At 51.6% G+C, this 23,838-nt stretch carries 15 protein-coding genes; 12 read left to right on the top strand and 3 right to left on the bottom strand.

Annotated elements, in window-relative coordinates; all coding sequences use genetic code 11:
• The first annotated feature begins 30 nt into the window (after positions 1-30).
• The 8 genes from I8J30_RS01085 (at position 31) to I8J30_RS01050 (ending at position 12,243) form a co-directional block, all read left to right on the top strand.
• The gene (locus I8J30_RS01085) at positions 31-657 is read left to right on the top strand and encodes a CIS tube protein (protein ID WP_210654652.1); all 627 of its coding nucleotides are present in this window, start codon (positions 31-33) and stop codon (positions 655-657) included.
• Positions 658-660: 3 nt separating this feature from the next.
• Positions 661-1,761, top strand: a complete 1,101-nt coding sequence (locus I8J30_RS01080) for a phage late control D family protein (RefSeq protein WP_210654650.1) — start codon at positions 661-663, stop codon at positions 1,759-1,761.
• Complete coding sequence (locus I8J30_RS01075; RefSeq protein ID WP_210654648.1) at positions 1,758-2,471, top strand: phage baseplate assembly protein V; 714 nt, start codon at positions 1,758-1,760, stop codon at positions 2,469-2,471. Before I8J30_RS01080 ends, I8J30_RS01075 begins: the two co-directional genes overlap by 4 nt.
• Positions 2,472-2,501: 30 nt before the next feature.
• A complete protein-coding gene (locus I8J30_RS01070; RefSeq protein ID WP_210654646.1) occupies positions 2,502-2,900 on the top strand; it encodes a GPW/gp25 family protein in 399 nt (132 codons plus the stop codon).
• Positions 2,901-2,925: 25 nt separating this feature from the next.
• Positions 2,926-6,009 carry a baseplate J/gp47 family protein gene (locus I8J30_RS01065; protein ID WP_210654644.1) on the top strand — a complete coding sequence of 1,028 codons (3,084 nt, stop codon included), beginning with the start codon at positions 2,926-2,928 and terminating at the stop codon, positions 6,007-6,009.
• Between the two features lie 45 nt (positions 6,010-6,054).
• Positions 6,055-8,352: a putative baseplate assembly protein gene (locus I8J30_RS01060; RefSeq protein ID WP_210654642.1), complete on the top strand. Its 2,298-nt coding sequence runs from the start codon at positions 6,055-6,057 to the stop codon at positions 8,350-8,352.
• 128 nt (positions 8,353-8,480) lie between these two features.
• A complete protein-coding gene (locus tag I8J30_RS01055; RefSeq protein ID WP_210654640.1) occupies positions 8,481-10,505 on the top strand; it encodes a phage tail protein in 2,025 nt (674 codons plus the stop codon).
• 49 nt (positions 10,506-10,554) lie between these two features.
• On the top strand, positions 10,555-12,243 hold the full coding sequence (locus I8J30_RS01050) for a hypothetical protein (protein ID WP_210654638.1): 1,689 nt from the start codon (positions 10,555-10,557) through the stop codon (positions 12,241-12,243).
• Positions 12,244-12,622: 379 nt separating this feature from the next.
• On the opposite strand, the gene I8J30_RS01045 is transcribed toward I8J30_RS01050, so the two are convergent.
• A complete protein-coding gene (locus I8J30_RS01045; protein ID WP_210654636.1) occupies positions 12,623-14,551 on the bottom strand; it encodes a hypothetical protein in 1,929 nt (642 codons plus the stop codon).
• A 5-nt stretch (positions 14,552-14,556) separates the two neighbouring features.
• On the bottom strand, positions 14,557-14,943 hold the full coding sequence (locus I8J30_RS01040) for a DUF4280 domain-containing protein (protein ID WP_091215108.1): 387 nt from the start codon (positions 14,941-14,943) through the stop codon (positions 14,557-14,559).
• A gap of 306 nt (positions 14,944-15,249) precedes the next feature.
• Between I8J30_RS01040 and I8J30_RS01035 the strand changes: the two genes are divergently transcribed.
• The 3 genes from I8J30_RS01035 to I8J30_RS01025 are packed head-to-tail and all read left to right on the top strand — an operon-like array spanning position 15,250 to position 21,555.
• Entirely contained in the window at positions 15,250-17,931 is a 2,682-nt protein-coding gene (locus I8J30_RS01035) for an adenylate/guanylate cyclase domain-containing protein (protein WP_210654634.1), read from the top strand.
• Between the two features lie 20 nt (positions 17,932-17,951).
• Positions 17,952-18,482 (top strand): GNAT family N-acetyltransferase, encoded by a 531-nt coding sequence (locus I8J30_RS01030; RefSeq protein ID WP_210654632.1) that lies wholly within the window; start codon positions 17,952-17,954, stop codon positions 18,480-18,482.
• Positions 18,483-18,519: 37 nt separating this feature from the next.
• Positions 18,520-21,555: a cyclic nucleotide-binding domain-containing protein gene (locus I8J30_RS01025; protein ID WP_210654630.1), complete on the top strand. Its 3,036-nt coding sequence runs from the start codon at positions 18,520-18,522 to the stop codon at positions 21,553-21,555.
• A gap of 50 nt (positions 21,556-21,605) precedes the next feature.
• Here I8J30_RS01025 and I8J30_RS01020 read toward each other — a convergent pair whose 3' ends face one another.
• On the bottom strand, positions 21,606-22,229 hold the full coding sequence (locus I8J30_RS01020; protein WP_210654628.1) for a class I SAM-dependent methyltransferase: 624 nt from the start codon (positions 22,227-22,229) through the stop codon (positions 21,606-21,608).
• Positions 22,230-22,466: 237 nt separating this feature from the next.
• Here I8J30_RS01020 and fdhA point away from each other — a divergent pair, with 237 nt between their 5' ends.
• A complete protein-coding gene (gene fdhA / locus I8J30_RS01015; protein ID WP_090977975.1) occupies positions 22,467-23,684 on the top strand; it encodes a formaldehyde dehydrogenase, glutathione-independent in 1,218 nt (405 codons plus the stop codon).
• The last annotated feature ends 154 nt before the right edge of the window (positions 23,685-23,838 follow it).

Raw genomic sequence — 23,838 nt, 5'->3', positions numbered from 1 at the left:
CAATAACGGGATAGGAGGAGCGATTACGGTATGGCACTGAAGAAAGCGAAAATCATCGTTACCAAGGGTACAGGTCAAGAGCAGCTTGAAGTGCTGTTCAATCCCAGCGAGTATTCGCTGGAATCAGCGAATAATTTTGCTTGGCAGACCATACCGGGGCTGCAAACTCCGATTGCCCAATTTATTAGCGGTGAAGCGACTACGCTCAGCATGGACCTGTTCTTCGACACGTACGAGAAAGCAACGGATGTACGTTTACTTACGGCTAAGGTATCCAGACTGCTCGATGTTGATAAGGATTTGCATGCACCGCCGAGCTGCCGCTTCGTATGGGGGTCGTTGGATTTTAAAGGCGTAGTGGAACGCGTTTCGCAGAAATTCACGATGTTTCTCGATTCGGGACTTCCGGTTCGGGCTACATTAAACGTTACCTTCCGTGCCTTGCAAAGCATGAAGGAGCAGTACCAGAACATTCCGCGCCAGTCCGCTGACCGGACGAAGCAGAAGACGCTGAAGCAAGGAGACCAGCTCTGGATGATTGCTGCTGAAGAGTACGAGGATCCGGGGGAATGGCGGGCGATAGCGGAAGCGAATGGGATCGACAATCCAAGACAGCTGCGGACAGGCCGCAAAATCATCGTTCCGAGGTTGGACTAGCATATGGCAGACGTAAAGTTCGATAACAGCACCTATCAATTCGATTCGCTGGAGCAGAAGTATCGCAATTTCTTTGCGCCGGCTTTTGAAATCGTCATTGATGGCAACAGCATGATACGGCAAAGTGTCGCCATTTCATCGGTAAAGGTGAATACGACGGTGAATCAGAAAGCGGATTCTTTTCATTTTACAGTACAGAACGCATTTGATCCGGTTCGCCGTGAATTTCAATGGATCAACAGTTTTCTTGCTGTCGGCAAGTACGTGGAAATTAAGATGGGCTACACCGATAAGCTCGAGACCGTGTTCTATGGCATCATTACGTCGGTGGATCTGGAATATCCGTCTGACGGCAATCCGACAGTTAGCGTATCGGGCATGGATATTTCTTTCCTCATGATGAAGGGCTCCCATTCGAATTCATGGAAGGAAAAGAAGGACAGCGACGTGGTGAAAGTTATCGGAGCGAAATATGGCGCGAAGCTTTCCGTCGATACAACGACGGTGATGAGGCCGATCATCGAGCAAATTCGGATGACGGATTACCAGTTTCTGAAACAGCTGGCCAAGTCGAACGATTATGATTTTTTTGTGGTCGGCAAGACGCTATATTTTCGCGAATCGAAGAATTCCAAGACACCGGTCATCACGCTGATGTACGGTAAAAACTTGCGCAGCTACTCCACCAGCGTCGATATCACCAACCAGGTGAGCCAAGTTATCGTCAGAGGGTTTGATCCGAAAACGTCCACAGCTATCGAAGCTACATCCGGTCAAGTCGATATTATCGGTTCGAATTCCCGCACAGGGAAGGACATTATGCGCTCGCTGGCGGACTACACCAAGGAATATGTCTACACGAATGCGACGACGATGCAGGAAGCGCAGGATCTGGCAGACGCGATGATGAATGAACGGGCCATGGATCTGGTCACAGGCTCAGGCGAAAGCATCGGGATTCCTGAAATCCGTGCCGGCCGCTATATCAAACTGGACGGGCTTGGCGCGAAATTCAATCAACCGATGTATCTCACTGAAGTCAGCCACTCCATCTCCGCATCCGGATATACGACAAGCTTTGAGGTAGGGGGAAATGCAATATGAGTAACGGCATGTACGGCGGCGGCTCCGGCGGTTCAGGCGGTATAGAAGGGGTTATGCTCGCAGTCGTCACGAATAATAAGGACCCTGACAAAATCGGCCGCGTGAAGCTGAAGTTTCCACATCGCGAAATTACGCAAGAGACGGACTGGGTTCGCTGCATTACCTTTATGGGCGGCAAAGATCGAGGAAGTCTGTTTGTTCCCGAAGTGAACGACGAGGTGTTGGTCGCGTTTCATATGGGCGACTTCAATCAGCCGTATGTCATCGGTTCTTTGTGGAACAAGAGCAATCCGGCGCCGGCCGGCGATGAGAACAACAATATCCGCAAAATCAAATCCAAAGCGGGACATGAGTTTATTTTCGACGATACGTCTTCCAAAGAGAAAGTAACGCTGCAGACGAAGAAGGGCAGCAAGATCGAATTCACCGACAGCACCGAGGAAATCAAGCTGACCGACAAGAGTGGTAAGAACAATCTTACCATCGTGGGAAGCGGAACAGGGAAGCTGACTTTAACAAGCTCATCCACCAAGATCGAAATTTCCGGCGGCGGCGATGTGACGATCTCGAGTTCGAAGGAAGTCACGATTAAATCGACGCAGATTAAGATTGAAGCAAGTGCAGCACTGAACCTTAAAGGCGGCGGAACCGTCGATATCAAATCGGACGGCATCGTCAACATCAAAGGCGCGATGGTCAAAATCAATTAGGCTGCGACAGGCAGAAGGGGGATGGCGGTTATGGCATCATTTCTGGGTAGAGGCTGGAAATTCCCCATAGAAGTCGACTCCACCACGGGACGAATCAAGACGGCGGAGAAAGAAGACGACATCGCGGAGGCCATTCGCATTATACTGTGGACGAATAAAGGGGAGCGTGTCATGCGCCCCGACTTCGGCTGCGGCATTCAAGAGTTCGTGTTCGAGACGACGGACGAAACGACGCTGCGATTATTGGAGACCAACATTCAAGAGGCGATCCGAATCTGGGAGCCTCGCGTGCATGAGGTCGAGGTTCACGCAGAGCGGGACGGTGCTGGGGCCGGCAAGCTGCTGCTCCATATTTCGTATGTCGTCCGGAGCACGAACAATCTGTTCAATCAGGTCTATCCTTTCTATTTGGAGGAAGGCACGAAGTAGATGACAAAGGGTGGAGCAGGAGACCATGATGAACAATACCCGAAGCGGGGCAGGCGCGCCGCAGGCAATTGATAAGCGCGATCTGGCTGCTCTTGCCCGCTGGATGAAGGAAACGGCCCCCTTTTATACCCCGGAGTGGCGTTTCTCGCCTGAAGACCCGGACCCCGGTACGGCGCTATTCTATTTGGCGGCGAATATGCTGCAAGAGAATGCGAAACGGCTTAACCGGACGCCTGAGAAGAATTTTATCGCGTTCCTAAATATGCTGGAAACGAAGCTACAGTCGGCACGACCTGCACGTACCCATGTCGTATTTCGCATCAATGAAGGAGCCACTGAGCCGGTATGGATTCCGAGAGGCACGCAATTAACGGCTCCGTCGCCTAGCGGCGGCGAAGAGCTGCTCTTCGAAAGTGAACGCGCGATGCTCGTAACGCCCGCCAAACTGACGGACGTCATTAGCGTTAGCCCGGCACTTGATGCGATTACGTTATCTGCAGAATCCTATACGGAGAAGCTTGCCGAAGGAAAAGGGGATGTACCGCTCTTCCAAGCAGCTTATGGCCTTAACCTGCAGGAGCACGCCATCTACTTGCGCGAGGATGACCTATTCTTAGCGACGCATCCCGCGATCATCCGTGTAAATCTATTCCATTCCGCCAAGCGGTACAAGCAGCCGCAGTTAGCTGCTGCTATGGCAGATACGGAGCTGCTCGAATGGACGTATCATTCCGAAGGCGAATGGGTGCCTTTTGACGATATTACGAGCATGGGAAACACGGTTTTCTTACATAAAACAAAAGTTCGACCGATCGAACCGGTGGAAGTTGGCGGTATCGGAGGCCGCTATATTCGGTGCAGGCTCAAAGTGAAGGAGACAAGCGCCAATCCGCTGCTGGCTCAAGATTTAGAACTGGATCAGCTATCGTTAACGTCTGCGTTCGACCCGAACCAGGGCGTTGACGGCATTCCGCCAACGATGATTATTCACAACGATATGGAGCTGAGCAGCGACGGATTTTATCCGTTCGGAGAGCATTTTGCGCCATACTCTACGTTTTATATCAGCAGCGAAGAAGCATTCTGCAAGAGAAATGGCAGACTTGATGTGAGCTTCAGGATGAAAACATTGCCGAGTGCGCTGCGCACGGCACCGGATCCGGAAATCCGCTGGCGGATGATTATGCGCCGTTCAGAGCTGGAGAAGAAGGATCCGCCGAAAATTCGGATTCAGCGCGTCCTGTGGGAATATTGGAACGGCAGCGGATGGGTGCGAATACCCGGAAGCGAACGTTACGAATCCTTGTTTAGCGAGCTGCCTGAGCATGAAGATCTACGCTGCCATGTTTCCCTGCATTGCCCGCAGGATTTAGAGCAAACCTTCGTCAATGCACAGTTTGACTATTGGATTCGTGTCCGTGTCGTGGCGATGGATAACATGTACGCGCCGGAAATGATTTATGTCACGCCCTGGTTGGACCAATTGAAGCTTCAATATCATTACGAGGACCGGACTTTCCCGGCAGCTTCCGCCATCGTGTTCAATAATGCAGCGATGAAGGAAGTGACGAGAGAGGCAAGCGGCGGCGGCAAGCCGATCCGTCCGTTTGAGCCTATTGATTGCAGCTATCCCGCCGTTATATTCGGCTTTGATTCACCTCCGCTCAAAGGGCCGATTACGATGCAAGTTACGCTCCAGCCTTCGAAGTGGGATGCATCGAAGCGGCCATGGATCGAGTGGGAGGCACTCGTCCGCGAAGGTACTACGGTGCATTGGAAGCCTCTATCTGTCCTAGATGAAACGAACGGATTTACCGAAAGCGGCCTAGTCCAATTTGCGGGTCCGCCGGAGCTTCATCAGACGCTGCTCTATGGCAGAGAACGTTATTGGTTGCGCGCGGTCAATCGTGATGGCTGTTATGACTTGGCAGATCAATTAAAACCTGCTGCCAAACGGCTGGATATGAACGCCGTTCAAGTGCTGCAGCAGCGAACCATTACCGGAGAGACGCCGGAGCGAACACGCGGCGTGTACAGACTATCCAGGTCGCCGGTCATTGCGGAGGAAGTTTGGGTCGATGAGACCGAAACGATGCCCAAGCATGAGCTGGACGAGATGTTGCTGCAAGCTCCCGCCGATATCGAGGTTTTATATGACAGCGAAGGGCAAGTGCAGCGCGTGTGGGTCAAATGGAGCGGGGTAGAGTCATTCCTTACTTCTTCGGCGCTGGATCGTCATTTTGTACTTGACGGTTCTGCAGGGACCGTTACCTTCGGCGAAGGGATTAGAGGTCGCGCTGTCCCAGGCGGCGGTCCGGATAGCATTCGCGTGAATTACAAAGTAACGGCAGGAGCAGAAGGTAATGTTGGGGCCGGCGAGATTACAGGACTGCTGCAATCCATCGCGTTCATAGCCGGCGCAACGAACCCAAGCGCAGCCGGCGGCGGCTGTCACACTGAGAGCCTCGATGCTGCTCTGCTGCGCGGGCCGCAGCGACTGAAGCATCAAGGTCGCGCCGTAACGGCTGAGGATTTCGAATGGCTTGCAAGAGAGGCATATCCGGGACTGGCTAAAGTGAAATGTCTGCCTAATCGGAACGTGCATCTGGAACGCAGCTTAGGTTCGATTACACTCGTAGCCTTATCGGAGCCGGGCGATTCCGGTTATGCATTGTTTCCCGCGTTGAAACGTCAGATCGAAGCGTATTTGATTGAACGTGCGGCAAACACGGTTTCACATCAACCTTCGGTTCAAGTCATTGCTCCGGCATTTCTGTACGTATCTATCACGGTTTCAGTTACAGTTGAATCGCTTGAGGATGTGCTGCCTACGGAGGCGGCATGCCAAACCAGGCTTGCCCAATTTCTGGATCCGATTCGCGGCAAGCTGGACGGACGAGGCTGGGAGATTGGCGAAACCTTGCATGAATCGCTCTTCTATTCCCTGCTCAAATCCGTTCGTACGATCAAAAATATAGATAAGCTTTATATGTCCATGTTAAAGAAGGAGGACGGCACAACGATCGAAATTGATCCGTCCAAACAATCTATGTATCCGCATGCTTTGCTCTGCAGCGGCATGCATACCGTGAAAGTGACAACGAGCTAATACGAGCGTGCCTTCAGGCACTGAATAAGAAAGGAGGTGCATGTCTTGCTGCCGATTCCCAATTTAGACGACCGTCGTTTTCAGCAAATCGTGGAAGAAGCGCGTAAAGCGATTCCGAAGTTTATGCCGGAGTGGACGGATGAGAATGCGCATGATCCCGGTATTACGATGATTGAACTGTTCGCATGGTTAAGCGAAATGCAGCAGTTCTATATCAATCGGGTGCCGGAGCGCAACCAGCTCAAGTTTCTGAAGCTGCTTGGCGCTAAGCCGCAGCTTGCCCATCGCGCGCATACGCAGGTCAGCTTCCAAGGCGCGAATCGGCCGCTAATGCTGCCGAAGGGCACGAAGCTGCAGGCACAGGATCAACCTTTCGAAACGACGGAACCGATCCGGCTGCATCCGGCCCGGATCGACCGCATTATCGTTCGAACGGATAAAGAGGCCAATGATTACACATCCACTAACGACCATGTCGGCGTTTCGTTCTACGCATTCGGCCCTGAAGCTCGTCAAGGCAGCAGACTGTACATCGCTTTTGACCTTGAGCTGATGCCTGGGGATGAGCTGACCATGGCGATCTCGTTATTCGACGATGGGCTGGTTCCGCTTATCCCCTTAGATGACGCAAGCAAGGCAATCGTACCTTCTGCCAAGGTATCGTGGAAATTTTATGGAAATAACGGTACGCCGCCTGAACTAACAGGAGCAGAGAACGGTCAACAAGCAAGTGAGATCGGCGCTGCCGGCAGCGGACCTTCCGCGTGGATGCCGCTCGAGCTTGTCCATGATGATACCGTTCAGCTGATGTACAGCGGAATGATCACATTCCGCGTCCCTCATGGAATGAGACCGGTCATGGTCCATCCGGCGAATGACAGAGGGCGCTACTGGTTCTGCTGCACCGTTGAGCAATCGGGCTATGAGAATCCGCCGCGCATCGAACATATTGCGTTTAATACGGTGAAAGCCGTTCAACAGTATACATTCAGTGAATTGTTCCACGCCGATCTGACAGGCGGGGATAAGGATGAAATAATCGTTTCGTCCTACCTTGCCGCTAACGGCTTCATACGCGTGCAATCCCCGCATGAGTCAGGCGGCTGGATCGATCTGTTGGAAGCTTCAGACTACGAGCTGCAACAGAATATTGAAACGGGTGAAGCGGTTGTCGCTTTGAGAACCGGGGATGGAAGTCCAAGTCGGGCATCACTTCCAGAGCAAAGGAAGACGACCTTGAGGGTGATCGCCCAGACCGAGACTTTCCGGGAGCAGTGTATCATCGGGCAGAGCAACGGTTTGCCGGGGCAGAAGCTGGTTGTCTATGATTATCCGTTGCAGAATGATCGATTTACACTTCAGATCGGACGTAGGCTTCAAGACGGAAGCTGGCTGTGGGAGGATTGGACCGAAGTGGATAACTTCGACAACTCGACCTCCACGGATCGGCACTTCTTGTTCGACGCAGCGGAGCATGAGATTAAATTTGGCGATAATGAGCGAGGAAGCGTGCCTCAAGCCTGCGATGAGCCTAATATTTGGGTGATTGCCTGCTTACTGGGCGGCGGAACTCGCGGTAACGTGAAGCCCCATCTGATTACAGAAATCACCTCGCTCAATGAGGCAAGCGAACAACTGCTCGAACAGCTAACCGTAACGAACTATCAGTTTGCTGTAGGCGGAACTGAAGCGGAATCGCTTGAAGCCTGCATCGAGCGCGTTCGCAGAGAACTCCATGAGCCGTTTCGCGCGGTTACGGCAGAGGATGTCGAGCATATCGTTCGACATACGCCCGGACTGCGGGTAGCAAGAGTTAAGGCGCTGCCGCTCTATATGAAAGGGTTAAAGGATTATCCTCGCAACCAAGCGCCGGGCCAGTTAACGGTAGCGGTTGTTCCGTACAGTCCTGCAGTTACGCCGACGCCGAGCATGGGGTTTCGGGAGAGCGTGAGGCGCCATCTGGATGAACGAAGATTGATTACGACTGAGGTTCATGTCATTGCACCTGAATATATCGGGATTACGGTGCATGCGATCATCGTCGTCGAGCCTCATTTTGTCGATGAAAGCAAACAGATCGTAACGGCGCTCAATCGGCTGCTGAAGCCGCTTGATGGCCGTGACGGGTCGAAGGGCTGGCCATTTGGCAGAACGGTATACAAAGGAGATTTGTTCGGACTCATGAATGAAATGAAAGGCGTCGCCTATATTCAGGAACTGTGGCTGGACGCTGAAGGGCAGGGCTGGACCAAAACTTCCGGCGGCGATATCGAGCTTCCTCCATACGGATTGGCGTACTCGGCCGGGCATGAGATCGAGCTAATCAGCAGAACGAACCTGTAAGAATGAAACCTTGCATTGGAGCGGAGTAGGACATCAGAAAGCATAAGGGGGGAAACGGGCTGGAGCAGGGGACGCTGTTTTTCTCACTGAATAAGGAAAGTGACTGGGCCGCGAGCAGTAAGGCTAACTTGGAATGGACAGAGGCCGGACTTCGCATTACTCAAACGCAAAAATACGGCATTCGCAGCACACTGCATCTAAACGAATTAGACGGCATCCGCGATGTGCACGAGTTCGTCATCGGGCCTTACGGCAGACTTTATGTCCTGGATGCAGCCAGTGACGTTTGGCTATATGATTCGGAGTACCATCATCACGAGAAGCTGTTTCCGAGCGGTCATGGACTGTTTGGCATCCGATCGTTGCTTGCAGTCATCGGCGATACGCTTCTGGTGGCGGATCCGGAGAGGCAGCAATGCTCGGCTTATGCCATCGGGAACTCCCAGACGTATTGGAGCTTAAGCGAATGTAATGGAGTCGGGCTCTATCCCATCGCCGCGGCTTCTGATGATCATTATTTCTATGTGGTAACCCCGCTGGCAGTAGAGCGGAACCCGGCAGGCGACCTAATCGTTCCGGCAGGCACCGGAATTGGGATTGTGAAGATCGACCGGAACGGACATTGTGCAGGCATCGTTTCGGAGGAGAAGTGGGTTCTGCCTACAGCCGTGAAGCTGCATTACTTATATAAGCGCTTCTACGTTGCAGTCTCTAAGGAACGAAGCGTGTATGTGTTTGATAGTGAGGCGCATACGCTGCGCGGCTTCAATTATGAAGGGGACATGCTCTCTCGGATGTTTCTCCCATCCTTGAAATTTGCCGGACTGGCTGTCGATTCGATGAATCAGCTCTACATCGGTGACTCCAGGCATATCGCCGATGAGGGGGAAGACGATCGGTTCGTATTGAATCTCGGTGAAACGGGGGAATTCATTACCAAGGTACCGGGTTCCAGGGGCAAAACGGATAAGCTGATGTTCGACGCACGCGACCGCATGTATATTCTGAATGCCGAAGAAGGCACGGTCACGGTGCTTGAGCTTCAGCCAAGGACGATGGAGCGGATGGAAACGGGCGCCCTCGAAGGCATTTGCCTGACAACGGCATTAGACAGCACGGAAGCAGAGACGGTGTGGCACAAGATGGTGCTGGAAGCGGACATTCCGGACGAAACGCAGCTGCGTATCTCGTATTTCTGCTCCGATCAGAAGCAGATGATCATCGGCGGCAGATTCATGGCGATGGATGATTTCTTGCGGGATCCGAGCCGTGACATGCTGGAGAAATCGCGAACGCTGGAATCGTTCTGGTCGGCGCCGGTTACCAATCCGAAGGACGCGCTGTTCTTCGATGCCAAAGGCCGGTACATGTGGCTGAAGATCGAATGGATCGGCAGCGAGCGGAAAACACCTTGCCTTTCAAAACTTCGGGTTGTATTCCCGCGCAGTACGTATTTGAGTCATCTGCCTGCCGTTTACCAGGAGGATTCGACGGGTTTCACAGAACGATTCCTTGCCCTGTTCGGCACGATGTTCGATAGTATCGAGACGCAGGTTCAAGATATTCCGCGCCACTTGGACAGCGATCTGACGGAGGGACCGTATTTGAAGTGGCTGGGCAGCTGGCTTGGCATCGAGGTGGATGAGCATTGGAGCGATGAGCAAATTCGCCGGTTCATCCGAGAGGCGCCGCAGTTGTACCGGTACAGAGGTACCCGTCGGGGAATTGAGAAGATGGTCGAGATTTACACGGGCAGCAAACCGTTTATCGTGGAATATTTTCAATATAAAATGATGCGGGAATCCGCGGAGCTTCGCGAGCTGACCGATTTATTATACGGGATGCATCCTTGCAGCTTCTCCGTGCTGGTCACGACAGAACAGGCGAATACCGAGAAGCAGAGGCTCATGCTTGAGCGGATGCTCAATGAACATAAGCCGGCGTTTACGGATGCGCATCTGATTGTGCTTCAGCCGTGGATGTACCTCGATATGCATACGTATCTGGAGGTCAACACCTTGTTATCGGAGCCGTCGCTGCTGCGAATCGATCCGAACCGTTCGATGCCAAGCGACACGATCATCGTCGACGTCGACCGCGACAGACGGCTTGATCTGCATACCCGCTTAGGCTTGGATTCAGAGATGGAATAGAGCATGAACAGACGTATGATCCTCGACTAATTGATTAGGAGCTGATGGAGTGAAAAAAAGCAGGTATTACCCGTTTGAACGGAATCGTTATTTCTATGGGAAGCTGCTAACGGTTCGGGATTTCGAATCCGAGCAAAAATATGTCGGCGATAAGCGCCGTCTGCTGAATCGGCTTCTTGTTGGAAGCGGGGTCGTGTCCGGCATGCATGTCGTGGCGGTCGACGACAAATCCATTACGGTTGAGATGGGCGTGGCAATCGATTATGCCGGCCGTGAGATCGTTATTCCATCCCCGACGACGCTGAAGCTGTCGATGATCGAAGGTTTCACGAATAACGAGTATAAGAAGAACGTTTATCTCTACGCGGCTTATGATGAGAAAGGCAAAGAGCCGGTCCATGCGATTGCGAATTCCGCGGTTCGATCCGAGGATGTCAGCGAATATAATCGCGTACTGGAGAGCTACCGTTTATTTATCAAGGAAGAGGCGCCGGATCCGGCCTCCTTCGAGCATGTTCGTCTGTCTGAGGTCATTGCGCCAATCTATCAGGATGGACAAGTTCGCATCTATCAGCGTATGCCGAAGTATGCAGGACAGGAAGCGGTAGTCGATGTGACGCTTGTTGTAGAGAAAACGCTGCAAACACCGCGCATTTCGCTGGAATATCAAGTGGAAGCGGACGGTCTGACGCCGGTCGGGCTGGCGGATGGTTTGGTTTCGTTCTCAGAGCCGGGGGATGGCCAGGAAACCGAATATACCTACACGTATTCCGTGAAAGCGGCAAATTGGGCGAATGGGCGGAAAGCATCGCTGCGCATCGATAGTCAGAGTTTCGTCCTAAATATCGGAGACCTGCGCGTTCCGATCGATAGTAATCCGACACATGAAGTTGAGATAATTAGCGAGTCGGCGGTTGAACGCATCATGCGGGATTATTTTGATCGGACGCTGGATCAAGCGGTCGATGGCGTTGCTGAGCAAAGCATCTGTCTCGCGAAGATCAGCTTGCTTCAGATGGGACCGACTTATATGATCGAAGGCGTCGAGCGCGTGCCATTCGGCGAATATGTGTACAATCCATCGCTATTGCAGCGAGTAGGCGCTTTCGGAACGAATGAACAGCTGTCTAAGTTCTTCACTTCATCGGAAGCTTTTACCGTGCCGTTCGGCGAAGAACCTCGACTGGATGTGGATTACAATCCGGAGCGGAGTGAATTCTCCTTCAAGCTCGGCGTTCCGCAGCCGCAGCATTTGCAAGATGAGATGGCTACCGGTACGGTAACGGTGGAGTTGGAGCCGAATGCCAAGAGCGGTCTTTATTTCTTCTCTCGCGGGCAGAAGAATTATGTGACAGGCGAAATTGAGAGCGGGCTTGGCGAAGGGCAACTTTACGTAATGGTCGGTCTCGAAGATAAGGATGTGAATATTACATCCGATCTGCTGCAAGCAAGTGATCAGGTATATTATGGATCTTCCGATGTGTTCAAAGGAAGCGAATTTGAATCCCAGCTGCCTAACGTTACGTTCGGCACAGTGGTTTATCCAAGCAAAGGGACGTTCCGCATCGGGATGAAACTCGGACAAGCGACAGAAGCTTCGGCGATCAAGCTGCGCTGGTGGGCGTTCAAGAAACTGCCGGGAACGGAAACGGCTGTAGTGGTCGAATCGGCAGCAACGACAGCTGCGAAGGTGATCCAAGCGGGGATGAAGGAAGCAGCGGCATCAACTGATAAATAGATATGGAATGCAAAGTGAAGGGCTGTCTCAAAAGTGGAGTAGTGACTTTTGAGACAGCTTTTGTTTGGCATGGGATAGCGTGCTCCAAATACTGCACGATACGATTTGCAACATATTCCCCTACCCAACAGCAATACAGCACTAATGTTGCCGAAAAGGCAACATTCTCTTAGAATACGAGCCCCCAAAAGCCATATAAAGCCTAAATGTTGCGTATTACGCAGCATATCTACCTTCCCTACCGTATATAGTTGCTTATGTTGCATTTTCATGCAGTATTTACTCGACACGCATGTAATCAGCTGCCACTCCGATCATTTGACAATAAAAAAGGCGGTGCAGAGGTTGAACGCTGCGCCGCCTTTTTGCCGTGGAGCTATTATTCGGTTTGCAGCATCGATTTCGTCACGCTGAGTCGGACCGGTACTTTCTCCGCTTTAAAATAAGTAAAGGTGAGATAGAAGTCGCCGAGCTTATAAACCATGATGGATTTGTCGGCATCGATGGTTTCTTTCTTGCCTTCAATCTTCAAGGCTTGGACTTGTTTCAGGAGCTCGGCAATAATGAATTTGTTCCAGAGGTTCACCTCGGCTACATAGGCCTCTTCGGGATTCGCTTCGTCCGGCTCCAGCATGAACGACAGCTGATAAGCGGCATAGGTCATTAACGATGGACCGGCTGGTAATGTCGCCTCAGCATCGCCGGCAGGAAGCTCTTCAGGGGCGGTTGGCGGCTCAGTAGTTGAAGACTCTGGAGTGGAAGTCTCGTTAGTTGTCGCAGTTTGCTCCGTTGTCGACGACTTCTCGGCAGATGCCGTCTTCACCGGTTTTGATTTATCGCCCTCTGCAGCTTTATCATCACTTACAGGAGGGGTGCTGGCTGCTCCTTTCCCATCGCTTGCTTTCGCACCGGCATCTCCGCCTGTTCCTGTTCCTGCATCAGCTTCAGTTCCCGGACTTGATTCAGTTCCAGCGCCAGCATCTGTACCGCTACCTGAAGTGCTTCCATTTGCATTATCTTGAACCGCACCGGCTCCGTCCTCAGCGGGGGCCAGCTCTTCAACAGGAGGATCAACCAATGCGCCTGCTTCTTCAGCGCCTTCCGTGGCCGCCGTTTCAGCCGGAGCATCCGCTTCGCCGAGCACATCTTGCAGCTTCTTGCGTGTGAGGCTGATGAAACCGGCTAGGTTGATCTTGCCGCCTTGGAAAAATCCTTTGTACACGGTATTGCCATCCGCGTCATTAAGCGCGCCAACGCCGTCATAACGACCGTTCTTATATTTGCCGGCATAGAGCACGGTTCCCGTAGCGATATCGAATGATTGCCCGTCTCCGTGCTTCACGCCGCTGCTGAAGCCGCCGGTGTAAGCTATGGTTCCTTTCTCAGTGAACAAGGAGCCGAGACCGTTGTATAAACCAAGCTGGAAGGCGCCTTTGTATTTCACGACCCCATTGGGATAATATTCGGTGCCATCACCGGAGAGCGCCCCGTTCTTGAATTCGCCTTCGACCTGCACCGTCTGGTCCGGCCTCATCAGCTTCCCGGCGCCTTCATACACATTGTTAGCCCAGTTGCCGTCATAGACGACAGCACCGCCTGTATCGTACGATTTGCCAACGCCTCCGTAAGCGCCTTGCAGGAAACCGCCTGCATACAGCATCCCGCCAAGCTCGTTGTAGAGCGTGCCATTGCCTTCGAATTTACCTCCGACAAAGTCGCCTGCATAATGCGTCTTCCCATCGCTGAAGAACAAAGTCCCGGGACCGCCATATTGATCAAGAGCGAACGTTCCGCGGTAGAGCAGCTTGCCGTCTTGATCGAACAGCTCGCCCATGCCGTTCTTGAGCCCTTTTGCAAAGTCTCCTTGGTAGAGGAGTTTGCCATCCTTGCTATATAACTTGCCGGGACCTTCATATAATCCGGCAGCGATGCCGCCCTCGTAGAGCAGCGAACCATCCGCATTAACGATCTTGGCCGTGCCCGTGAAGGAAGCCAAGCTTGCTGCGGTTGCTTCAATCTTAGGGGTGCGTGCAAGCAGCTTATTCAGGATCTTCGGCGGCTTGATGAAGCCGAAATAGAAGATGACGAGCCCGACTAGCACAATGATGACTACAAGCTTCTTCGCAATGAAGAAGCGGCCGAACGGAATATAGTTTTTGACCGATTGTTCCGCCGGATTAAGAATCGATTTGACCCATTTGCCAAGGAACACGAGCAGAAACTTGGGCAGCTGCTTCGCATACTTCATGGGGATCATGAAGAGTTTCTTGAATGGTTTAATAAACGGTTTGAGGAATTGCTCCAGCATCTTCATCAGGGCACCTGGATCGTGAACTGACCGGGCACTGTAATTTGAATCATGCCGCCCCAGTTGCACAGACATTTGGAAGAATTGTTTAATGCCGGCATATTAGCGACTAAGACCGTCGGAGAACCGGGCGCCCAAGGGGCGGCCGTAACCGGGATGCAGGGCATTGGCGTCAATGCCCCGAGCGCCGCCGCAGTAGCTGCCGCAACCTGGGGATTCGCGAGCGAGCTGCACATACCGAAGGGCATAATATTGACCATTGGCTTATTGTCCATAATGTTGGCAATCGGCATCGCAGTCATGACCCGATTCGCGGGCAAGACGTTGAGCGCACTCGGTGCTACACCAAATGAGCACTGCAGCATCGCGCCTTGACAAACAAGCTGACCCATAATCGTTCCCCTTTGTCTGATAGACTTTCAATGATGTCTTCCGAACTATATTCTCTATAGTTAATAGTACTATAAAGCATTTCCCGGCTTCAATAAGAGATGTCGGTTTTTGGCGAAATTATGCAGTTTTTTGATGTCTCTTGGCGCACTTTGTAGTAGTATGGTAGTAAATCGCTATTTTTCTCTCTGAAAGGGAGCGTCCTACAGATGAATCAGCAAAGGCCTATTAAATCCTCGAACAGAAGCAGCTTTCCCCGTCTATGGTTGACTATACTTTTATGCGGTTTACTAGGATTGTCGGTATACTTGTTTCTGCATCGAAACGAGCTCACCCGGAATCCGACGAAGGATGCGACTGCACTTTCGAATTTGTCGGCTATTGCACCCGGAAACAATGGCGATGTCTACGTAATTAGCGATGCGAAGCAGCAAATTCAAGCCATTGACAGCGATGGCAAGCTTAAGTACAGGATCAAACAATCGAGTAATAATCGCGGCAATTTCAGCGAGCTGGCCGTGGATGAGCAGGGCCGGGTTTATACCATCAATACGGTACTCGATCAATACGGCTTGTATGTGGATTCCGAGGAAATTGTACGCTATACCCAAGAGGGCAAGTTCGATAAACAGCTCTTCATGTGGAAAGGCGGCCAGACGAGCAAGCGAATCGGCCAGCTAAGAGCGCTTCAAATAAAAGATAATCTATTAACCTTCTACATAAGCAAGGCAAACGAAGTTCAGCAAAAGCAGCTTTCTCTGGAAAACGGGAAGTGGACACAGCCCTTCGCATTTAAACTCCCGCCAAACCGATTCCTCTCTGAGGTGTATGGAACAGAGCCGGGCTCCATTTATTTCACAACTAAGCGAGGCGCGATTTACCAAGTGGCTGCAGACGGGACGAGCAAGTCGCTCTATCCGGTCGCAGGCATGGAGAAAACACGCAAAAACTTCCCGGAGCGTCTGAAGCTGGACGGCAACGGAAATATCTTGTTCATCGATCGATCCATAAACGCATTAACGAAACTTTCGCCTGATACAGCGAACCCGATCACTTTGCTGCTGGAAGAACCTGCACTGTCAGCGGCTGCTCCGGAAGCGGAGAGCTTGGAGCTTGCGGACTATTCCCTGCATGCGGATGGGACCATTGAGCTGCTGTTGGCTGACCGATTGATGAAACAGAGCAGCAACGGGGCAGTAACGCCGTCTTTTGCACAGCTGCATTTCAGCAATCAAGAACGAACGCAGCAGTGGCTCGTCTGGGGTGCCGCCGCCGCAAGTTTGCTGTTGCTGGCAGCATCGGCGCGTCTTGTGTACATCCATATCATGCGCCGTCGCATTTCGTTTTTCCTCAAGCAAATGGTCGTTTTTGTACCTCTGGTTACGATATCAATGGTGCTGCTTTCTAATTCCATCTACGACGGTTTCTCCGGCAAAATGGAAGAGGAAATGAAGCGAGAACTGTCTGTGCTGGCGCAGAGCGGCAAATACATCATCGATGGGGATCGGCTGGAGAAGCTCACATCACCGAATGATTTCATGAGCGCTGACTATCAAGAGATCAAAAAGCGCATGAACGTGCTGTTCCAGCATGATAACAGCATTGACCGCAGAGGCTTGTACAGCACGGTTTACAAATACGAGAACGGCAAGCTCTATATCATTGCAGATGATGACGATGGCGTAAACATGTTTAAACCGTTCCCGTTATCGGAGGACAACCTTCCTGTCGTAGAGCAGGGGCAGGTCATGAGCGGCAGCTGGGTAGATGCGAATGGGCAATGGACCTATGCGATTGCGCCGGTGTACAACTCGAAAGGCGATATTGTCGGCATTTACGAGACTGGCCGCGATTTGAACGTCTTACGGGCGGAGAATGCGACGATTAATCAAACGATATTCAAAAATATTACGATCATTACGGTACTCATCCTATTAGTCTTTATGTTATCGTCCTACTTCCTGCTCGCGTCCTTGCGGAAGCTGCGCAAGAGCGTTACCGATATTACGAATGGCAATTGGGACGCAGAAGTCCATATTCGCTCGCGCGATGAAGTAGCAGACCTCGGTGAGCAGTTTAATCTCATGGTGCGCCATATTCGGCAATATATCAGCGATATCACAGCTTTCAGCGAGGCATCGTTCCGCTTCGTGCCTCAGCAGGTATTTAAATATTTGGGCAAACGAGGCATTCTCGATGTGCATCTCGGCGATCAGGTGCAGCAGAACATGGTCGTCATGGTGACGAAGCTGAGACAGTTCTATGAAATGTCGAAAGGGTTGACGCCCAAAGAGAATTTCAATTTCATGAACTCGTTTCTGAGTCGCTTCGGACCTCTTGTGCGTAAGGAGAACGGTCTCATTAGCAATTACCTGGGTGCAGGGTTCATGACCTTGTTCCCGAGTCGAACCGAGGATGCGATTAAAGCGGCAATCGCCATTCGGAAAGAATTGCTCGTCTATAACGGTCACAGAGCCAAAGTGAATTATATTCCGGTCGAAATCGGCATCGCGATTCATAAAGGGCCGCTTATGCTCGGTATTATCGGAGAAGAGACGAAGATGGAGAGCAATGTCATTTCGGACGATGTGACGTTGACCTCGCGTTTGGAAGAGCTTTCGGAGACGCTGGGGGTTTCCATTCTTGTGACGCGATCCGCGTTGGAGTCGATGGAAGCGCCGGAACGGTTCCAATTCCGCTGGCTTGGCCGCGTTCATATCGAAGGCAATCCAGATCCAATCGAGCTTTACGATGTCTATGAAGGCGATACGGAGGCGCTTCGCTCCGGTAAGGACAAGACGAAGAAGCTGTTCGAGCGGGGCATTCAGCTGTATCAGGAAGGCCGGTTCTTCGATGCTAGGGAGACCTTCGTTGAAGTGATTAAGTGGAACCGTCTCGATAAAACAGCCAAGCTGTACTTCTATCTATGCGATGAATATTTCCAAAGGGGCACTGCTGTCGATTGGAATGGGACGCTGGCCGTTTCATAAGGCGAAGGGAGGATTAACGAATGATACGACAAACGATCTTTCAGGTGCGACCGCTCAAGCTGGAAGTAGAAGCAAGGAAAATCAGCTCGTTCTTTCTGTCGGATGACTCGTTCGACGATGTCAACCATACGCCGGGTGAAATCCAGCATTATCTGACCAATCCGCTCCATGCGCTGACATCCGACTATGAATACCGTTTTGTTCAAAATGAACAGAACGAAATGATCGGCGTAATCGGGTATTTGCAAAATGAACAGCAGACGGGCGGTTACTACTTGGATTATCTTGTCGTCCATAAGAAGTACCGCAATCACGGCATCGCCTCACTGCTGCTGACCGACATGATCGAGGTGCTGCGTTCCAGGGCAGCTCGTTACATATTGACGTATACTTGCGACACGGATATTTACATGCCGGTGCGCAGATTGTTTGAGCGTCAAGGTTTTACGCTGGCAGGCCGCTGTCCCGATTATTATTTTGAAGGGGAAGACCGGTTAATCTACAGCCTAAAACTGAACAGCATCCGTTACGAGGAAATTATCGGATCATGAGCGTAAACAAATACAGAAGTAAAATGGTGCTTAAACGATGAATGCAATGTTACTGCGATGGATCGGCGTCAAATTCGAGGATCGGCGAAAGCTGGCATTGATGGCGCCTGTTTTTTTTCTGTGCGGCATTTCAGAGCTCTTGAACTATAACGGGTATATGACCTTGTTCAACCAGCGCTTCGGAAGTGAATATTTGCCTTATGTGTACGGAGCGGAAGCGGTTATCATGCCGCTCGAGGCTTGGTTGATGTCGTGGCTGACGAGCCGTCTCACCAAACCGCAGCTCATGCGTACGCTCTTTGCCATCATGGGCGTCATTATCGGCGTTAATGCGGTCGCATTGCTTCTGTTTAACAGCATGGACATCAGTCCGCGCGCCTATTATCCGTTTCTGTTCCTTAGCTCCAGCTTCGTAGTAAGGCAGCAAACGATACTGCTCTGGAGTCTGGCGGTAGATCTATGTCCGACTCAGCAAGCCAAACGGCTGATGCCTGTCTTTGTCTCCTCTGCCGCGCTTGGCGGCATTGCTGCAGGGGGGCTTGCGCAGGTTGTGAGCAAATGGCTGGGTGCAGATGCAGTTTACATGTTAGCGCCGCTCTTCCTCCTGGCAGGCGGAGTGAACTATTGGAAATCTATTGCAAACTACCTAGTTCCGCTGACGTTGAAGCAGGAGCGAAGCGTGGCATCTGGAGCTGTAGAAGGTGGACTGTCTCCCGGAGATTATCTCAAACGCTCGTTCACCACGCCTTATTTGCTGGTAGCAATCGGGATTATGACGTTAATGCCAGCCTTGTATTTCTTGATGGAATATGTCTTTCTGAATGTGACTCGTACGATCTACAAGACCGAATCGGAGTTTGCTTCCTTCTTCGGACTTATGACCACGCTGCTGTTTACGATTGCGTTGCTGCTTCAGCTCTTCTCGAATCGCTTAATGGCTTGGCTTGGACAAAGTAACATGCTGCCTGCGATCGCGATTGTATTTACTTGTGGGTTTGTGGCAGCGGCGGCTACGTTCGGAACATCGTTTATCCTCTATTCGTTGTCGATCGGGTACATGTTCCTCTATCTATTGCTCTATTACTTCGCGGAGCCTGCCAATCAGCTGTTCTTCAAGCTGCTGCCGATGCTTCAGCGAGATGGATACCGCTATATTGCACAGGGGGTTGCGGCGTCGTCAGGTATTCTGATTGGGGCACTCCTGCAATCGCTGCATGCTGAGCTTGGGCTTAGTCTAAGGCTGCTTGCTTGGATCGGAGGAGGCGGAGCCGTACTGCTCGTGCTGCTGACTTACATCGGCAAATCCTTATACATTCGGGAATTGATTCGCAGCGTTCAGACGATGTCGGATACGAGGCAGGATCTCGCATTGGCCTTCGATGAGTATATGCGAGAGAACAAATCGCCACTGATGCTGGATCAACTGCTGGCGAACAGCAATGACTATGCCCGCGAGGTCGCACTTGGGATGATTGGCCGAACCGGAGATGATACCTATCTGCCGAAGCTGCTGGCTCTGGTAGATGATCGCAGCGCTCGTATTCGTATCGCTTCGCTAAGGGCGATGAATCTCGAACGGGCAGAGCTCCAAGCTTTGGTCAAAGTAGCTTCATTCCTGGAGGATCCCGACTATGAGGTGCGGGCTGCCGGTGTCCGTTTGTTAGGCAGAGCTGATCATATGCGGCATCAAGCCGTATATTTCGTCAGGCTGAAGCTGCTCGATTCGAGCCCTAAGGTCGTAGCCGAAGCGGTCAAAGCACTCTATTATTTGCAATATGAACAAAGCTTCGAAGCTTGTTACGAGGTCATTCAGCGATACTTGAAAGAAGGCGGAGAACAGACCGTCTACATCTGCCGCGTTATTGCCGAACTGGAAATGTACAGTTTTCTACCGGATGTCGAGCAGCTGCTTGGCCATACCGACCCTGCCGTTCGGGCCGAGGCCATTGCCTGTATGGGAAAACTGAGGCATTTCGCCGCTATTCCGTGGCTGCTAGAGCAGCTGGAGTGGGCAGAGCCGGCTTTATATGAGGTTACGATAGATGCTTTCATCGCCATGGGAAGCGGCGCCATCGAACCGCTGACGGATGTCCTGCAGCAAGCTCAGCCGAAGGTATGGAGTGCTGCGATTCGCGCGCTTGCAGCCCTGCTGGATGAAGCGGAATGCCAGTCGGAGCTGCTGGGAGCTGCGCTATTGAAGCTGGAGGAGTTATGGAAGAGTCGCGATATAGAGGCGGCCTTGTACAAAATGGAGCTAAGCACAAGGGCGGAGCTGGCGCGGATGCGTCTGACCGAGCACAAATCCTTCCTGCTCGATGGGGTTTGGACCGTTATGGAACGAATTGCCGAAGGGGATGTAGTAATCGCAGTTCGCAGAGCGATTGAGGATGAGGACGAGGAGATCAGAGAGAGCGGGCTCGAAGCATTGGCCGAAGGATCGGCGGACAAACGGTTGACCGCCGCACTGCTCGCTTTGTTCCAAGGCTGGAGCGCTCCGCATACCGATATGCCTCATGAACAGGCCATTCAAGTGCTCCGAGCAGCGGCCGGTTTACAGGATATGTGGCTGCAGCTGCTTGCTTCCGATGCGCTGCGACGAGAGGAGAACGAACCGTTGAGTGGACAACAGGCGTTAATGGGGATGCTGGATAAAGTTGTATTTTTGAAGCAAGTGCCGTTCTTCAGTGATCTATCATTGGAGGAGCTCGGTTATATCGCCGGTATTGCGGTGGAAGAAAAACATTCGGCCGGTACCCGATTGGTCGCCAGCGGGGAGATCAACAATAAGCTGGGCGTAATCGTGGAAGGTTCTGTGCAGTTGCTGGCGTCGGGCAGTAAGCACGGGATGATTGCCGAGCTTGGTCCGAAGGATGTATTCGGCGAAACGTCGGCCATCGATGCGACGGCAGCTACAACGACGGCTCGATCCGTAGGGGAAGTTCGCATCTTGACATTGCTGGGCGAAGAAATGGCGAAGCTCATTCGGCTTCATCCCGAGATTGGAATGGGGTTGCTGAAAGCATCGCTCGCCCGCGTCCGTATGCTGGAGCAGATGATCGCTCAAACAGGCTGATTGAGTAGGATATAGAAACGGAAATAAAGGGAACTCGTCAAGAGTTCCCTTTATTTTTGACATTTAATCATGATGAATGGAAAGGGTGGTTTACCTTCCATATTCTTATGGGGCTCCACAATTTCCGATAATTCTAAGCGTCCGACATGCCCAAATTCTTGCTGGATGGAGTCGGCGTCATAAAAAAACATTTTCATGCCATCCATAATCTCGAAATAGTCTTTATCCAGCTGTATGCCTTTCCCAAACATGGGGGCGTCTTTCGAAATCGCAGTAAAAATCATATAACCGCCGGGTTTTAATTGGTTGCAGCAATCTTGAATAAACTTCGCTCTTTCCTGCTTATTCAATAGGTGAATTAATGCATAGCTAAAAATACCGTCGTAGAGCTTGTTATCAAACGGCATCTCCGTTACGGATCCATGATAAATATCGATAGCGAGACCTTCCCGCCGTGCCAGATCAATCGCGGTTTGTGATATCTCAATCCCCGTTACATGAATGCCGTTGTCTATAAAAACCTTTGCGTTTCTACCATATCCAATGCCGGGGATCAATATATCTTTTACTTTCTCCGCAAGGAAAAAGTCCTTCGTCACAATAGCAGCATCTGCAGGCTCAAAGCCCCACATCATTTGATTCTGAACAAAACTCGATTCCCAAATCTCGGTCATATTTGTTCTCCTTTAAGCTAAATAGTGGCGTCGCATGTGCCTGGCAGCATCAACTATGAATTGCCTGCCTTCATAGATACAGTATAGCCCAAATTGAGGAATTGCTGAAATTGGAACGGTTTATACGGATTGTGAAAAACAGGAGAATAAGCATAGCTTTTCAACCTGCAAGCGATTACAATGATAGGGTGATATTTTTCTGATTATTTATTCCAGTATAAGAGGAGAGGCTGACGAATGGCAGGAAATCGTGCAGTAGTGTATGTAGAATCCGGTAAAGTTGAAGTACGGGATATTTCTTATCCTGATCTGGTTTTGCGTGACGGCCCCGGTGTTAATCCGCTTAATGTCGGCAGAAAATGCGATCACGGCGTCATCCTTAAAGTAATTACTACTAACATATGCGGAAGTGACCAGCACATGGTGCGCGGTCGTACAACAGCACCGAGCGGTCTCGTGCTGGGTCATGAAATCACGGGCGAGGTTATTGAAGTCGGCCGCGATGTAGAGTTTATCAAGAAAGGCGATCTCGTATCCGTGCCTTTCAATATTGCCTGCGGACGCTGCCGTAACTGTAAAGAACGCAACACTAACGTATGTTCGAACGTGAATCCGGATCGTCCGGGCTCGGCTTACGGCTACGTAGATATGGGCGGCTGGGTCGGCGGCCAATCGGAATATGTAATGGTGCCTTATGCGGACTTCCAATTGCTGAAGTTCCCGGATAAAGAACGCGCAATGGAGAAAATCCTTGATTTGACCATGCTCTCCGATATTTTCCCAACGGGTTACCATGGTGCGGTTAGCGCAGGCGTGAAGCCGGGCTCCACGGTTTATATCGCAGGCGCAGGCCCTGTCGGCCTTGCTGCGGCTCACTCCGCTCAATTGCTTGGCGCAGCTGTTGTTATCGTCGGCGATCTGAACAGCGAACGTCTTGCTCAAGCCAGAAGCTTCGGTTGTGAAACCGTCAACTTGCGTGAGCATGCGAACTTGGCTGAACAAATCGACCAAATTCTAGGCGTGCCGGAAGTGGATTGCGCTGTTGACTGCGTAGGCTTCGAAGCGCATGGTCACGGTAAATCGCATGGTGAAGCACCAGCAACTGTGCTGAACTCCATCATGGAAGTTACGCGTGCCGGCGGTAGACTGGGTATTCCGGGCTTGTATGTAACTGGCGATCCGGGTGCGGTGGATGAGGATGCTAAAATCGGCACACTCAAAATCCGTTTCGGCTTAGGCTGGGCGAAATCCCATACGTTCGTCACAGGTCAAACGCCGGTTATGCAATATAATCGCGATCTGATGACGGCAATTCTTAGCGGCAGAGCGCAAATTGCGAAAGCGGTCAACGCGACACTGATCTCGCTCGATCAAGCTCCGGAAGCTTACTCGGCATTCGATCAAGGTGCTTCCAAGAAGTTCGTAATCGATCCGCACGGCTCTGTCCGTCGCTAATCGAACGCTAATATGCTGCCTCAAAAGTTGATCGTGACTTTTGAGGCAGCTTTTTGTTTGGAGCAGGCGGACGCGGTTAGGCGCTAAGAAGGAGTTGAGAGTTCGAAAATGAACTCTCACCGTCGAAACAGGCGTCGAAGTAGAGCTGAGAGTT

It is taken from the genome of Paenibacillus lignilyticus (assembly GCF_017942085.1).
Taxonomy (GTDB): domain Bacteria; phylum Bacillota; class Bacilli; order Paenibacillales; family Paenibacillaceae; genus Paenibacillus_Z; species Paenibacillus_Z lignilyticus.
The sequence above is the reverse complement of the archived record's forward strand: the minus strand, read 5'-3'. Positions and strand labels throughout refer to the sequence as shown.

Excerpts from the sequence above, each read along its gene's own strand:
- I8J30_RS01085 (WP_210654652.1), top strand. The coding sequence starts at position 31 with ATGGCACTGAAGAAAGCGAAAATCATCGTTACCAAGGGTACAGGTCAA.
- I8J30_RS01080 (WP_210654650.1), top strand. The coding sequence starts at position 661 with ATGGCAGACGTAAAGTTCGATAACAGCACCTATCAATTCGATTCGCTG.
- I8J30_RS01075 (WP_210654648.1), top strand. The coding sequence starts at position 1,758 with ATGAGTAACGGCATGTACGGCGGCGGCTCCGGCGGTTCAGGCGGTATA.
- I8J30_RS01070 (WP_210654646.1), top strand. The coding sequence starts at position 2,502 with ATGGCATCATTTCTGGGTAGAGGCTGGAAATTCCCCATAGAAGTCGAC.
- I8J30_RS01065 (WP_210654644.1), top strand. The coding sequence starts at position 2,926 with ATGATGAACAATACCCGAAGCGGGGCAGGCGCGCCGCAGGCAATTGAT.
- I8J30_RS01045 (WP_210654636.1), bottom strand. The coding sequence starts at position 14,551 with ATGCTGGAGCAATTCCTCAAACCGTTTATTAAACCATTCAAGAAACTC.
- I8J30_RS01040 (WP_091215108.1), bottom strand. The coding sequence starts at position 14,943 with ATGGGTCAGCTTGTTTGTCAAGGCGCGATGCTGCAGTGCTCATTTGGT.
- I8J30_RS01030 (WP_210654632.1), top strand. The coding sequence starts at position 17,952 with ATGATACGACAAACGATCTTTCAGGTGCGACCGCTCAAGCTGGAAGTA.
- I8J30_RS01025 (WP_210654630.1), top strand. The coding sequence starts at position 18,520 with ATGAATGCAATGTTACTGCGATGGATCGGCGTCAAATTCGAGGATCGG.
- I8J30_RS01020 (WP_210654628.1), bottom strand. The coding sequence starts at position 22,229 with ATGACCGAGATTTGGGAATCGAGTTTTGTTCAGAATCAAATGATGTGG.
- fdhA (WP_090977975.1), top strand. The coding sequence starts at position 22,467 with ATGGCAGGAAATCGTGCAGTAGTGTATGTAGAATCCGGTAAAGTTGAA.